Annotated in this window: 11 protein-coding genes; 9 read left to right on the top strand and 2 right to left on the bottom strand. The window is 29.5% G+C overall.

The window, feature by feature from the left end; translation table 11 throughout:
- Positions 1-22 precede the first annotated feature (22 nt).
- Positions 23-1,066 (top strand): DUF4932 domain-containing protein, encoded by a 1,044-nt coding sequence (locus BLQ00_RS14880; protein WP_093145117.1) that lies wholly within the window; start codon positions 23-25, stop codon positions 1,064-1,066.
- Positions 1,067-1,297: 231 nt separating this feature from the next.
- Here the strand turns inward: BLQ00_RS14880 and BLQ00_RS14885 are convergent, their stop codons facing one another.
- On the bottom strand, positions 1,298-2,467 hold the full coding sequence (locus BLQ00_RS14885; RefSeq protein WP_175445468.1) for a HEPN domain-containing protein: 1,170 nt from the start codon (positions 2,465-2,467) through the stop codon (positions 1,298-1,300).
- A gap of 185 nt (positions 2,468-2,652) precedes the next feature.
- Positions 2,653-2,859, bottom strand: coding sequence for a hypothetical protein (locus BLQ00_RS14890; protein WP_093145119.1), 207 nt, complete (start codon positions 2,857-2,859; stop codon positions 2,653-2,655).
- 188 nt (positions 2,860-3,047) lie between these two features.
- Between BLQ00_RS14890 and BLQ00_RS14895 the strand changes: the two genes are divergently transcribed.
- The 8 genes from BLQ00_RS14895 (at position 3,048) to BLQ00_RS14935 (ending at position 13,681) form a co-directional block, all read left to right on the top strand.
- Positions 3,048-3,257 (top strand): helix-turn-helix transcriptional regulator, encoded by a 210-nt coding sequence (locus BLQ00_RS14895; RefSeq protein ID WP_093145120.1) that lies wholly within the window; start codon positions 3,048-3,050, stop codon positions 3,255-3,257.
- 233 nt (positions 3,258-3,490) lie between these two features.
- A complete protein-coding gene (locus BLQ00_RS14900) occupies positions 3,491-5,593 on the top strand; it encodes a MarR family transcriptional regulator (RefSeq protein ID WP_093145121.1) in 2,103 nt (700 codons plus the stop codon).
- A gap of 286 nt (positions 5,594-5,879) precedes the next feature.
- Complete coding sequence (locus BLQ00_RS14905; RefSeq protein ID WP_093145122.1) at positions 5,880-7,304, top strand: SNIPE associated domain-containing protein; 1,425 nt, start codon at positions 5,880-5,882, stop codon at positions 7,302-7,304.
- A gap of 300 nt (positions 7,305-7,604) precedes the next feature.
- Positions 7,605-11,258, top strand: a complete 3,654-nt coding sequence (locus BLQ00_RS14910; protein WP_093145123.1) for an RNA-binding domain-containing protein — start codon at positions 7,605-7,607, stop codon at positions 11,256-11,258.
- 356 nt (positions 11,259-11,614) lie between these two features.
- A complete protein-coding gene (locus BLQ00_RS14915) occupies positions 11,615-11,854 on the top strand; it encodes a ribbon-helix-helix domain-containing protein (protein WP_093145124.1) in 240 nt (79 codons plus the stop codon).
- Positions 11,847-12,134, top strand: a complete 288-nt coding sequence (locus tag BLQ00_RS14920) for a type II toxin-antitoxin system RelE/ParE family toxin (protein ID WP_093145125.1) — start codon at positions 11,847-11,849, stop codon at positions 12,132-12,134. The genes BLQ00_RS14915 and BLQ00_RS14920 overlap by 8 nt, the downstream gene beginning before the upstream one ends.
- Positions 12,135-12,429: 295 nt before the next feature.
- On the top strand, positions 12,430-13,209 hold the full coding sequence (locus BLQ00_RS14930) for a hypothetical protein (protein ID WP_093145127.1): 780 nt from the start codon (positions 12,430-12,432) through the stop codon (positions 13,207-13,209).
- Positions 13,199-13,681: a type II toxin-antitoxin system VapC family toxin gene (locus BLQ00_RS14935; RefSeq protein ID WP_093145128.1), complete on the top strand. Its 483-nt coding sequence runs from the start codon at positions 13,199-13,201 to the stop codon at positions 13,679-13,681. The genes BLQ00_RS14930 and BLQ00_RS14935 overlap by 11 nt, the downstream gene beginning before the upstream one ends.
- Positions 13,682-14,157 lie beyond the last annotated feature (476 nt).

The raw sequence follows: 14,157 nt of genomic DNA on the forward strand, positions 1-14,157 counted from the left end.
TCTTTAAATGAAAACAAAGTAAATGAAAAAAACTATTTTCCTTATTCTACTTTTAGCTTCATTAAAAAGTATCGGACAAAAATCGGAATTAAACATTACAATTGACGAAAGGATAGAGACCATCTATTCTATAGCATTTTTAGATAATTACTTTCTAGTCAATAATCACGACAATCTTTACAAGTCAAAGTTAAAAAATAATTTTAAAGCTCTGAAAAACCATAAGGCAGTTGCTTTGTTTGATACATTATCTAAAAAACACGGTTTTAATTTTAATAACGTGACAGATTGGGTTCTACAGTTCGGGGAATTTCCTGAATTGAATAAAGTAAGAGAAGTCATAAATCCTGAAGCTTTTGATGAAAGCAAAGGGGATTATCTAATTAAAAAATTTAAAAAAGAATTTATTTCCTTTAATCAAGATTCTTTATTTCAAGCCTATTTATTCGAAGTAAAAGAATTGAATGAGAAAGTAATTAATCAAGTGAAACAATCTAAATCTATTCAACATCTTCCAGCTTATCTAGAAAAATACTACGGAAGTGAATTGGGCTCCTATAATTTAATTCTCTCACCATTAGTTCATTCAGGAGGTTTTAATTCAAAATTCATAGCAGATGGGGAAAAAGAAGTTTATGCTATAATTGGACCAAATGGAGAAATTGAACATATCCCATATTTTGAAAAAGAATACCTTGAAATGGATATGATTTTACACGAATTTGGTCATTCCTTCGTAAATCCTTTAACAGAAAAATTTCAAAATGAAATAGAAACTATTAAAGAAAAATATTACACTGAAAGTTTAAAAAAAGATGGAGAAAGTCAAGCTTATAGCGAATGGAAATATGTTTTTAACGAGCTTATAATAAGAGCAGTAACAATAAGAATAGCAAATAATAATTTTGGAACAGAAAAAGCGAAAGAACTTTTAGACTACGAAAAATCTATTGGATTTTCATTAGTAGATAATATTGTAGAAATTTTAAAAGAATATGAAAATAACAGAGAAAAATATTCGAAATTTAATGAGTTTTATCCAATTTTAATTGAACGAATGAAATAAAAAATTACTGGCAACACCGTGTGTAATGAATGGCTAGTTCTGGCTTACTTACGAAAATCCTCGCAGATTTTCTATTCGTTTTTTATTTGCTAAATTAGGCGCTTAAACACGCCACTACTCTTATACAAACACGTTACAATATCGTATTTTCTAATCTCTAATCAAACCACAATAAAGCGATTTTAAATGCCAAATCATTACCTAAAGAACAACAATATAGATCTTTCCCCCTCATTTCGTTGCCTCCCTACCCAATAAAAGAGATTCCAATGCATCATAGCTATCCAATTGTTGATCCGGTTGCAAACTGTCCGCAAGCTCTAATACCGTTGCAATCGTAAGTCGATCAGAACAATGAGACAATCGAGGCGAACCAAACCCTTGCGTATTTTCCAATGCCAACATACACACCCGTAACAAACAAGAGATAAGATACCGCAACTCCCCATGATTCGCGACCTCAAAAGTAACCTCCTGAAGGTGGATGGGAGAGTCGCCAGGGTATTCATGGCGAACACGTGGTCGTAACAATCGAACCGCAGCTTGCAACGTTTCGTTAGCAACATTCGCAACAGGCTCCTCAGCTGCTACCGCAGTGTCCAAACCCTTGGGGGCAGTAGGTACAGAAGAGAAATCCCCTCCCAGCAATTTTTCGCACTTCAACAACTCCGTTTCAACAGCTGCTGCAACCAAAGCCATCAGTTCATCCGCTTTTTTAATAAGGGTCAACACCTGCGTTTTCTTAATGTGATAATGTAGTGAATACCTAGAGTGAATATACGCCTTGTTAAGCGTATTCATAAGGTGCGTATCCTCTTTGTGTTCCCTCGGAAAAAAGTGTTTAAATGCACTGTACAGCTTTCCAAGATAGGATTGATGGTCACTAATTAAATGCCCCGAAAATGTGTCCCCTACAAGAAAATATTCAGCCGCCAAAAAACATTGCTCTAAAGTCTGATGCAACATAAATGCAGCCTGTGCATAATTTTCATGCTCCAAATAAAAAGCTGCCCCTTGCCGAAAAGCAGTGATTCTAGAATATTGTATGTCAAAATTTTCCCGTGCCTTTGCCATAAACTGAGAAAGATCTAAGGGCTTAAACAACCACCCTTCCTCATACCGATGGTGATAATACACCAAATTTTCCTTCCTACAATAATTCAGAAAAAAAGGATTCCCCTCTTTCGTAAGTTGCTGTAGGGTGTGCAAACTATAAAACGAAATACTACAATGAGGATAGGTTTCCCGTAAGCGTGCCAAAACCGCTTTAATTCGCGACTTAAAACGTTTGGCAGCATCCTCTATAATAAGGATAAAATAATACGAATCAGCCCCCTGCTCTTCAGGAGGAAATAGGTAGATGCGGTTTACATTCACCTGTTGTACAAGTTGAGATACCAAAGCAGCAACGGTATCATTTTCGTTCAAAGCGGGGAGAGAGAGTAATGAAGGTTCCATAATAAATGGGTGTTAAAAAAAGAGGTATTAAGGAGGGGAGTTTGATAAAGTATGTCAAATTAAAAAGGAAAAGAGAGACAAAAAGGGCAAAATATTCGGTAAAAATCCAAAGAAATCACCTCCCAAAATCACAACCTTTTAGCCGATATCCGCCTCTTATAGGGAGGTTTAGGAGCGGTTTGCATCCCAACCTGTTCCTGCAGCCGTTTGCTAAGCTGCTCAATAAGCTCATTTTGAGTCTTCATAATACGCAACAAATCATGCATGGCATCTAAGTTGGTTAGTTGTTCGTAAACAATGGCTTCTAAATCGGCTTTGGTGTATCTTTTGCTCATAGGGTAAATATATTTGCGAATAACATCATTTTAATGATGATGTAAATGTATAATATAAAATTATATTATGCAAATAAAATGATTTAATATGCGTATTAGTTTAAGTGATAAGTTGTTTATGTGTTAAATTTCATTATACTATATTTGAATAGTATGCAAATAGATAATAATATATTCACATTTTAATAATGAGTAAAAAGGCAATTAATAGATTGAAAGTTGTTCTAGCAGAAGAAGGTAGAACAAATAAATGGTTAGCTGAAAAACTAAAGAAAAATACAGCTACGGTTTCAAGATGGTGTACTAATGAAATGCAACCTTCATTAGATACACTTGTGGAAATAGCAAACGCTTTAAATGTTGATGTAAGAGAATTATTAATCTCAACAAAACAATAGTAGGGTAGAAAAAGTATAAACCTACTTAAATAGGGATAACAACATAGCATTGCCCTAAAAAGACTACAAAATAGGGCACACCCTCTAAATACGGAAACCCGTAACAGAGTGTGCTAAAAACTACCTACATTTAGAAATAATTTAGAATTACTAAGACAGCTCTCATGAAGATTTTGAGGAATAGGAGTACTTTTAGTTGTGATATAATACGTTAGCCACAATAAATACAGACTATGGAGAATAAATTAAAATTCCTTGAGTTTTCAGAATCTTTAAAACTTGTAAGGAAAACAAGAATTGAAGATTTTATTGAGGATAAAAATATTGATGACATTTATACTGATTTACTTCCCAATAATGGAATTATTAACAAATTAAACCTTCCAAGAACTACAATTTTAGTTGGTCGAAAAGGAACAGGTAAGTCAACAATTTTTCAAAAATCACAAAAAGATTTAGTTTCAAATAATAAGTGTATTTCTATTTATATAGATGTCAAATCTTTATATGACAATTCTACACCTACAATTCCCTTAGAAGTTGAAAGCGTTAGTAAAGAACTACAAAAGTATCTTCTTTTTAGTAATTTAATAAAAGAAATCGTTCTTGAAACAAAGAATAGATTAGACGAATTTGTTCAAGTTTCAATAATAAAAAGGTTACTGGGCTTTGATAAAGAGCAAATTGATAAAATAAATTTGGAATTAGATGAAATAGAAAAATCAATATCAAATGTAATCAAACAAGTTGACGCTTCATTAATTACAAATTACAAATTATCAAGTCAAGAAGAAAATGAAAAATCAGTTAAGGGAGATATAAGTATCTCAAAAACACCAAAATTAGATATTGGAGCCTCAGCAACTAAAGGAAGTACTATAAAATCTGAATTTGAGACAAGTCTTGTTACATATTTAGATATTAAAAAAAGCTTAATAACCAAATTAACCTCTATTAAAAACATTCTAGAGATTGACCATTTATATATTTTCTTAGATGATTATTCAGAAATAGACGAAGAATCTCAAAAGGTATTTATGGATTGGTTTATTACACCTTTAAATAATCTTTCAGATGATTTCGTTAAATTTAAGATTGCAATTTATCCACATAGATTTTATTATGGAAAATTAGACAATTCAAAGATTGACGAAATTTCATTAGACTTTTTTGATGCTTTTTATACATTTGAAAAAGAGGCTGATATATCCAAAATGGAGACATTAGCTCTTGATTATACAAAAAGACTGATTCAAAAAAGATTGCATCTCTTTTTTCCAAATAATAATTGGGAAAAATTCTTTTCGATAGATGAATCTGAAATTTATGATATACTATTTAGTACATCATTTAATATACCAAGGAAAATAGGTTTTTTACTTTCCTATTGTTATGAATCTTGTTTGATTCACGATGTAAAAATATCCAAAGAAGCAATTGAAAATGCTTCTAAAAGATACTATTCTGATATTATACATAAATATTTTATAGCAAATCAATTTGTAACGAAACCTTTTCAAGATAAAATATCAAACGAACATCAATATCAACTATTAAATTTTATAATTAATCGTCAAAAAATAAATTCATCATCTTCTAATAGAACAAGAATAAAAGGAAAGCCTACTAATCATTTTATCGTGAATAAAGAGATTTCAAATCTTTTAGATAATTTAGAACTGAATGGGTTTTTAACTACTTATAATAATGTTAATGACAATAATGATAATTTATCTATTATTTATTCTCTTGACTATGGACTCTGTAAAACACATAACCTTAATTTTTCAAGAGCATATAATTCAAAATTGATTACCTATTTTACTCAAGCTAGGTTTAATATGAATATTTTGATTTCAGATTATTTTAATAAAACTCAATTAATCAAATGTCCAAATAATCACGAATTTCCATATGAAATGCTTAAAACTTTAAAAGCATTTAAGATGCGTTGTCCGACTTGTTTAGATGATGGAAACTCTGTTTTATGTGAAGTCACACTATCTAGTCAAGAAGTTCGAGAAAGATTACAAACAATTGAAAATAAGAGAATTCAAAAGTTAACTTTTTCAGAGTTTCAAGTTCTAGACTACTTAAATGGTTATCAAAAAATAGTAAGTATTCATAAAATATCGAGTACACTTGACAATAGCATATCTACAACTCACTCAATTATAAACAAACTAATTGAAAAGGGATTAATTTTACAAGATAATGAAGCTAGTAGAACATTGAAAAAAGAAATGTTTAACCTTTCTGAAAAAGGAAGTAAATTAATCAAGACCATTCTAAAACTGATAGAGGATATTAAGACAAAAGAGAGAAAAGAAAATTAAAGTGGCTAACATCGATAAGATATATCCTAGAGTATTGCTTTTACAATAACAATAAACCCAGAAAGTAATAGCGTAGGTTAAAATATAGATGAAAGAGCTAGGGGGGAATAAATAGCATAAAAAATAGAACACCCCCTCTAAATACGGAAACCCGTAACAGAGTGTGCTAAAAACTACCTACATTTAGAACTACTAAAACAGTTCTCATAGAGATTTTGAGGAATAGGAGTACCTTTAGTTGTGATATAATACGTTGTAACCAGTACCAGAAAAAACCGAACTAAAAATGACATTAGGACTAATAATTATAATTTTAGCTTTAGGAATCGCATTATTTATAGTGCTAAACCAAAGTAAGAAAACAAAAACAAAGCTTAATGTTGAAATTCAAAATAAAGATTCAGAACTATCAACTAAAACCGAACAAAACAGCAAACTTAATTCTGATTTAGTAAGGTTTAGTGGAATCATATCAATCGAAAATGAAATTGAATCGAAGAATAAGGAATTTTCCGAAATTCAAGCAAATGCCACAGAATTGAATGACAGATATATTAATGCAAAATCAATCTTTAAAGAATTAGAAAAGGACATTAAACTCTACCAAAATGATTTGGAGTTTGTAGAACTTGGAATTTACGAACCGATTTTTGATTTAGATACCTCAGAAAAATACAAAGAACGAATTACACAAATAGTTGCAAGGCAAAAACAACTAATAAAGGGAGGAAATGCTTGTGTTTGCAATACAGAATGGGTTGTCGGAAATAGCCGAAAACAAGGCGAAATAATGACAAGGAGATATATTAATTTGACTTTGAGAGCATTTAATGGAGAATGTGATGCATTAATTTCAAAAGTCCGTTGGAATAATATTAGGCGTTTTGAAGAACGAATAACAAAAGCTTTTAATGCAATTAATAAACTAGGTCAATCTAATAATACTTCTATAACAGATAAGTATTTAAAGTTAAAATTAGACGAACTTCATTTAGTTTATGAATTAGCACATAAAAAATATCAAGAAAAAGAAGAAGCAAGAGCAATAAGAGAAGAACAACGAGAAGAAGAAAGAGCACAGCGAGAATTTGAAAAAGCAAGAAAAGATGCGGAAATGGAAGAAAAACGTTTCCAAAAAGCTTTAGAACGTGCGAGAAAGGATTTAGGATTAGTCAGCGGAGAAAAATTAGAAGAACTAAACTCTCAAATCGCTCAATTAGAACAGAATTTAAAAGAAGCTCACGAAGCAAAAGAAAGGGCTATTTCAAGAGCTCAAGAAACTAAATCTGGACACGTTTATATAATATCTAACCTTGGTTCATTTGGAGAGAACGTTTATAAAATTGGAATGACAAGAAGACTTGAACCAATGGACAGAGTTAAGGAATTAGGAGATGCTTCTGTACCTTTTACGTTCGATTTACACGCAATGATTTTCTCAGAGAACGCGCCCGAGCTTGAAAACCTATTACATAGAGAATTTGATGATAGGCGAATAAATAAAGTAAATTACAGAAAAGAGTATTTTAGGGTTACATTAGATGAAATTGAGCAAGTGATCATAAACAAATATGAGAAGGAAGTTGATTTTATAAAAGACATCGAAGCGCAACAATTTAGAGAAACAAAATCAATAATTAAACAATTACAGCAGGCTAAAGAAGAACAAGGCGAAAATGAGATTGAAAAATATCCGGAAAGTTTGTTCTGAAAAAAGTACTTGAAACAACATCGATAAGATAAATCCTAGAGTATTGCTTTGGCAATAACAATAAACTTAGAAAGTAGTAGCGTAGGTTAAAATATAGATGAAAGAGGTAGGGGGTAATAAATAGCATAAATAATAGAACACCCCCTCAAATACGGTTACCCGTAACAGAGTGTGCTAAAAACTACCTACATTTAGAAATAAATAAAACGACTAAGACATTTCTCATGGAGCTTTTGAGGTATAGGAGTACTTTTAGTTGTGATATAATACGTTGTGCCTCATTAAAAAAACGAATAATTTATGAATGAAATATGTTGTTTAATAAAAAATGAAACAACCGTAGATGATAAGAGTTTTTACATCATTCAGGAAAGTGAGTCTAAAAAAGAACATTTAATTCCTATAAATCAAATACATACTTTTAAAAATATAAAACCGTTTAAAAAGTATAATTTTTTAAAAGAATATAATCCAAATCAGAATAAAACTTATCTCTCAATTATTCATCCCGATTTTAAAATCGGACACGAAAGAGAATTAAATATAATTGGCTCATTTGAAATTGATGAGAAAACATATTTTGAGTTAGAAAGCGACTACGAAAAACCACTTACAGTTAGAGCATTAAATTGGCAGGATAATCTTCAAAAGGTAAAATGTAAAGTTGTTGGATACAAAAGAGGTAGACCTAGATTAAAAAATATAGAAACTGGTAATAGCGAATGGAACATTGGAGACATAATTCCTTTTACAATTAAAGAATTTAGCCAATTTACAGACAAAAGTGATAATATTATTGATTGTGTTGTTTTAGAAATACCTAATTCAAATGAAACAATTGATATAAGAACCCAAAATTGGCAAAATCAAAAAGATTGGTCTTTTAAAAATATTAATTGTAAAGTTATAGGTGTTTTGGGTAATGGCTTGCCTAAATTAATTACTTATGATACTAGACATCCTCATTTTGTTGTTGGTAAAACTTATGATTTTATCGTAACTGGTTTCACAGATAAAACATCTTACAAAGGGTTTAATTATAAAGTGATTAACCTAATTGATAAATTTAATAATTCGTTCGAGGTTTTAGCAATTCCTAATCAAGAAAACAAAATCAAAATAGACGAAACAATTGAATGTAAAATTGATAATATAAATACTAGAATTCACCTAAAACAAGTAAATAGTAAAGACCCATTTTTTTATGAATTTGATGAAATAGTAGAAGACGAATCTCTTAAAAAGAAATATTTCTTAAAACACCTCGAAAAAGATGATGAATATAATTTAAAATTAAAATCACAATATGAGCAAGAAAGTGGCTTTTGGGTTTTTACATATTGTAATTATATTTTAACAAAGATAAAATATGAAGAATCTATTAGAAGAAACTTGTCGGAGGTTTTAAAAATTATAGACTTACATACGTTTTTCGAAAATTGGATACTTACAAGTGGTATTTTAAGAGCTATACAAGATGATGATGAAAGAAAATTAACTAAATTAAAAGTTCTTCAAATAATAGAAAATAACAGTTTAGAAAAAAAAGCTATAAAGGCAATTCTTGACTTCAAAATCCCAGACTTATATCAAAGACAAGTAAATGATACAAATTTCAAAGAAATATATTATTTAATTAAATATTCAGATTTTGAAAACATAAATGAAATAGAATTTTTAAAGTTTTTATCTTCTATAAAATCAACTAAAAACGAGAATAGATATATAATAAAGAGACTTATCTATTATATAAATAGGTCATTAGAAATATATAAGAACTCTTTAAAACAAGAATATTTTATTTTATCTCAAAATTTGAAATCAGAACAAAAAGGGGAGATAATAAAATATGTAAATTGGATTTACATTCAAATCTATCTTTCCGGTCTTGCCGATTTAGTTGTTGAATCAAATATTCTAATATCAAAATTTTATCGATTTAATACCTTATTACTGATTAATAAAGCTGATAGCGAGAAATTACTTTTAAATGCTTTTTATATAATTTCTAATTCAACTAAAAAACACAACATACCTGTAGTATTAAAAAATAACAATATTGAAATAACACTTTCTCAATTAGAAGACAATCCCAATAAATTTATTGCTCTAAATTTAGATGAAGAATATTTTAAAACCATAATAGTTCAAAAACACTACAATGGTTTCAAAGCTACGATTGGAGAAACAGAAGGGTTTTTACCTTTTCAGAACATAACAGATATAAACTTAAAACAAAATAAACAAGAAAGTTTAGAATGGGAAACCAACATTGATATAACATTATATTGTTCAAAATTTCAATATTTTATTTGCAAACAATTAGATAAAGAATCTCAAAATTATTATTCAAAAAACCTTAAAAGGGATAAAAAACTAAATCGAGGTAAAATAATCTATGGTATAGTAAAAAATGTTACAACATTTGATTCAGATAATATTGGTGTTTTCATCTCTACCGAATTTGGAGATGGTTTAATACATCAAAATGAAATAACTTACAACAAATATGGTTATTACGATTTAAATAATATTTTCACGAAAGGAGATAAAATACCATTATATGTATTAGGTTATAATAATGAAAATCTAGTTTTAGGCTTTAAACAATTAATAGGCACTAGATTTGAAAATGAATATTATGATATCCTAAATAATTACGATATCGATATAACTGAAAACTTAACAGATGAAGAAATTAATTCTGACTTTAGAATTGAACTTGAAAAAGGCTTCATCTTCGAACAGTTCGCTTTCTTTAAAGACTCAATTGATGAAAAAATAAAATATATAAAATTTGCCAAGGCATTTTTTTCAAACACAAAAAATGCTAGGTCATATCTTCTAAATATTTACATAGAATATTTTAATAGTATTAAAAATTTAGATAGTTTAACTCAAGATTATACAATTGAAAAATATAACGATTTTAGAAATTTTATAATTAAGATAAAAGACAAAGTTCAGACTAAAACTTTAGAAAACTTTCCTGAATCAAAAAACCTCTTATTTTTTATTGACATCCTACATATATTTAATAGTAAAGATGAAAATGACCTTGAAATAGTTTTTAATTTAGTTCAAAAATCAATTCAAGAAAATGATATTTTATTAAAAGCGGTTGCAAAAACAGTTCTATCTAATAATTTAATTTTAACTGAAATTGATAAAGATAATGACGATAGCTTAAATGAATTTACTCTCAAGAACCTAAAAAGAATTCGAGAATATATTAACCAAGGCGTATTGTCTGTTGAAGAATCAATTGAAGATAAACTTGAGAAAGAACTTAAAGAGAAGAAAGTTTATTGGCAAAAAAGAATTAATGAAGATGAAGGGGAGAAATTAGAATTCAAGGCAACTTTTATAACACCTATTCCAACAAATGACCAAAACAGAATTATTGAAGGTTTAGAGAAACAATTGAAAAAAGCTCAATCAGAAGAAAATATCAGTAAAATAAAATCCAAAATAGAAGAAGTTAAAGACTTAAGTAAAAATGTAAGAGGAATTGATAAAATCATTATTCATAGTGCTTTAAAAACAATATGTGCTTTTGCAAATACAAAGGGAGGTGTTTTATTGTTAGGGGTGAGTGATGATAAAAAAATATTTGGTCTTGAACAAGACTATAAATCATTTAAAAAAGACAAAGATCGAGATGGTTTTGGTAAATTTTTCGATTCAATGATTAAAGATTATTTCGGTGATAGCTTCTCTTCTACTTTGCTAGAATACGAATTTTTAAAATTCCCAAAAGGAGATATCCTTATTGTGAAAGTTAAAAAAAGTACTGAAGAAGTCTTTTTATTAAAAAATGAAAAAGGTATTACAGAAGAAAGTATATATGTTAGAAATTTAAGTTCTTCAAACAAATTAAAAGGTGTAGAACTTTCCAAATTTATTAAAAGTAAGTACAGAGAACAAATAATGAATAACACTGAAATAAAATAACGAGGCACAACAACGCAAAATAATCATAGCTTTTCCATAACAACAGCTTACTTAGTATTTAAATTTCATTATTTTAGTCTTCTAAACAATACGTATCGCTTGCCTTTCTAACCGGCATTCCGGCAGGTAGGGTCTCACGCAGCTCCGAATAATTGGAACTAAATAAGAAACTGAAAGGGTGTCGCCGCTTCAAACCCTGCCTACCGTAGGTAGGCGTACAAGGCGCCAAGCGCCACGATTGTTATACTTAACCGTTTCTAGTAATTAGATGAAACACGTCTAAATCTGATAAGAAAGATTCAATACACTTGTAAAAAAACACATATTCGGTGTACTTTTACACCAAAATTTAGATTATGGCAAGGCAAAGTATTTCATTTACACAACCAAATGATGAATGGTTAAGAGCTCAAGTTGACAACAAAGAATATTCCAGCAAAAGTGAACTTGTCAATGATTTAGTCAGACAAGCTCGAAAACAACAAAGACAAATTGATTGGATACAAACGAAATTAGATAAAGCTGAGAATTCTGGTTTTACTAATGATGGAAAAGCGAATATACTAGCGCAATCAAAGTCTCTTTTAAATGGTTAAATTCAAATTAAGTAATGACGCAAAAGATGACTTAATTAGAATTCATCATTTTGGAGTCAAAAAATTTGTAATGATTCAAGCTGACATATACTTTGAGACATTTTTTGAATATTTTGACATAATTGCTCAGCAACCCTATTCATTTGAATCAGTTGATTATATTAAAACGGGTTATAGACGATGCGTCTGTGGTTCTGATAGTATCTATTATAAAGTAAATAATGACATTGTGGAAATAATGTCGATAATTGGTAGACAAGATCTGAACAATATACTTTAGTGGGTAAAATTACGGTTGGTAACAACGCAAAATAATCAAAGCTTTTCCATAATTTCTGGATGATTAGTACTCAAAAAGTACTACTTTAGGTATCGGTATAATACGAATTAGCTTCCCTTTTTGTATCTCAAGTGGCTCCGAATAATTCGGGGCCAAAGCGAAAGCTGAAGTAGAAGCTGATGCCAACTGCGCGCTGCGCCAGGCGAAACAAGCGTTATACAAAACCGTTGTAAAACATATTGAATCCACCCCAACAAACTGATAAACCATATTAAAATAATTGTATCTTTGAATTGTGGAAAAAATTGGAGACATAGAAATCCGAGTTGTAGGTAAATCAGGCAATCAAAGTTTAAGTCCCGACAACTACGACATTAAGCATATTGCAACGATTTTGCAGAATGTTGAGGACTTGTTATATCCTAATAACAAGAAGGATAGACCAATCATTACTTATGATATTCAAGAAGGTTCTGTCAGACATTTGTTTAAAACAACAATTCAAACAGTAATAGGTTTTAGTGCTGTATTAGGACAAGTTCAAGCCAATGAATCCATAGATTTTTTGGAATTAAAAACTGCGAGAGCAATTGAAAATATTCAAAATTTATCACGTCAGAAAAATTATGAATTTCAAATAAAAACCTCTCTAAAAGAAGACTATGAATTAACTATAAATCCTTCAACTAAATATTTTAGAACAGAAAATATTTGGGTAGAAGCAGAATTCTATTTTTATGGTATCCTAAAAGATGCTGGTGGAAAAAGTAAAGCAAATATCCATTTAGATACTCAAGATTATGGATACTTATCAATTGAAACTGGAGAGGAATTTTTAAAGGAGAGAGAAGAAAATTTACTTTATAAAAAATTTGGTGTTAGAGCGAGTGGAAAACAAAATATTGAGACTGGTGAAATTGACACAAAATCACTTTCGTTAATAGAACTAATTGATTACCAACCAAAATTTGACAGCGACTATCTGAATTTACTAATTAAAAAAGCCAAAAAAAGCTGGAAAAACATTAATCCTGATGAATGGTTGTTAAATTTAAGAGGTGGATATGAAGCATAGTGTTTTATTAGATACAAGTTTTTTTATTCGACTTCTTAATGACGAAGACCCTCTTCACTCAAATGCTGTTGGTTATTTTAAATATTTCTTGGAAAATGAAATAGCTCTAAAAATTTCTACAATCAGTATTGCTGAATATTGTGTTCTCGGAAAACTTGAAGATTTACCTCTAAAAAATGTCCAAATTGTTCCGTTCAACTTAAAAGACGCTGAAAAAACCGGAGAATTTGCCGAAATTATTTTTAAACAAAATAAAATCAATGTGGCAAAACTATCACCTCGAGCAATAATACCTAATGATTCAAAACTTTTTGCTCAAGCTGATTTAAATAAAACTGTCAGCCATTTCGTAACTTCTGACGTTCGTTCAAAAAACACTTTGGCTTTATTAAAGAAAGGAACTAACCCAAAATTCGATATAATTAGTATTGATGTTCCTTTTACAGAAACTTTCGGAATTTTAGATTTATAAAAATACGTTTTACAACAACAAATAAACGTTCCGAAAAACACTGGTTACAACATCGATAAGATAAATCCTAGAGTACTGCTTTAGCAATAACAATAAACCCAGAAAGTAGTAGCGTAGGATAAAATATAGATGAAAGGGGTAGGGGTAATGAAAAGCATAAAAAATAGAACACCCTCTCAAATACGGAACCCCGTTACACAGTGTGCTAAAAACTTCCTACATTTAGAAATAAATAGAACGACTAAGACAGCTCTCCTGGAGATTTTTGAGGAATAGGAGTACTTTTAGTTGTGATATAATACGTTACAAGCAAGTTTGACTCGCTCGAATATAGACTACATAATTCTATGTATTATTCATAAAATGATAAAATAATCAGACATTTTATTGAAATTCCATTTCCCAAGATTAATAGTTGTACCTTACAAACAGCTATTAATCAACTGTTTAAATGCATTTAAAAAACCGACTGAAAA

This window comes from Ulvibacter litoralis, assembly GCF_900102055.1.
GTDB classification, from domain to species: Bacteria; Bacteroidota; Bacteroidia; order Flavobacteriales; family Flavobacteriaceae; genus Ulvibacter; species Ulvibacter litoralis.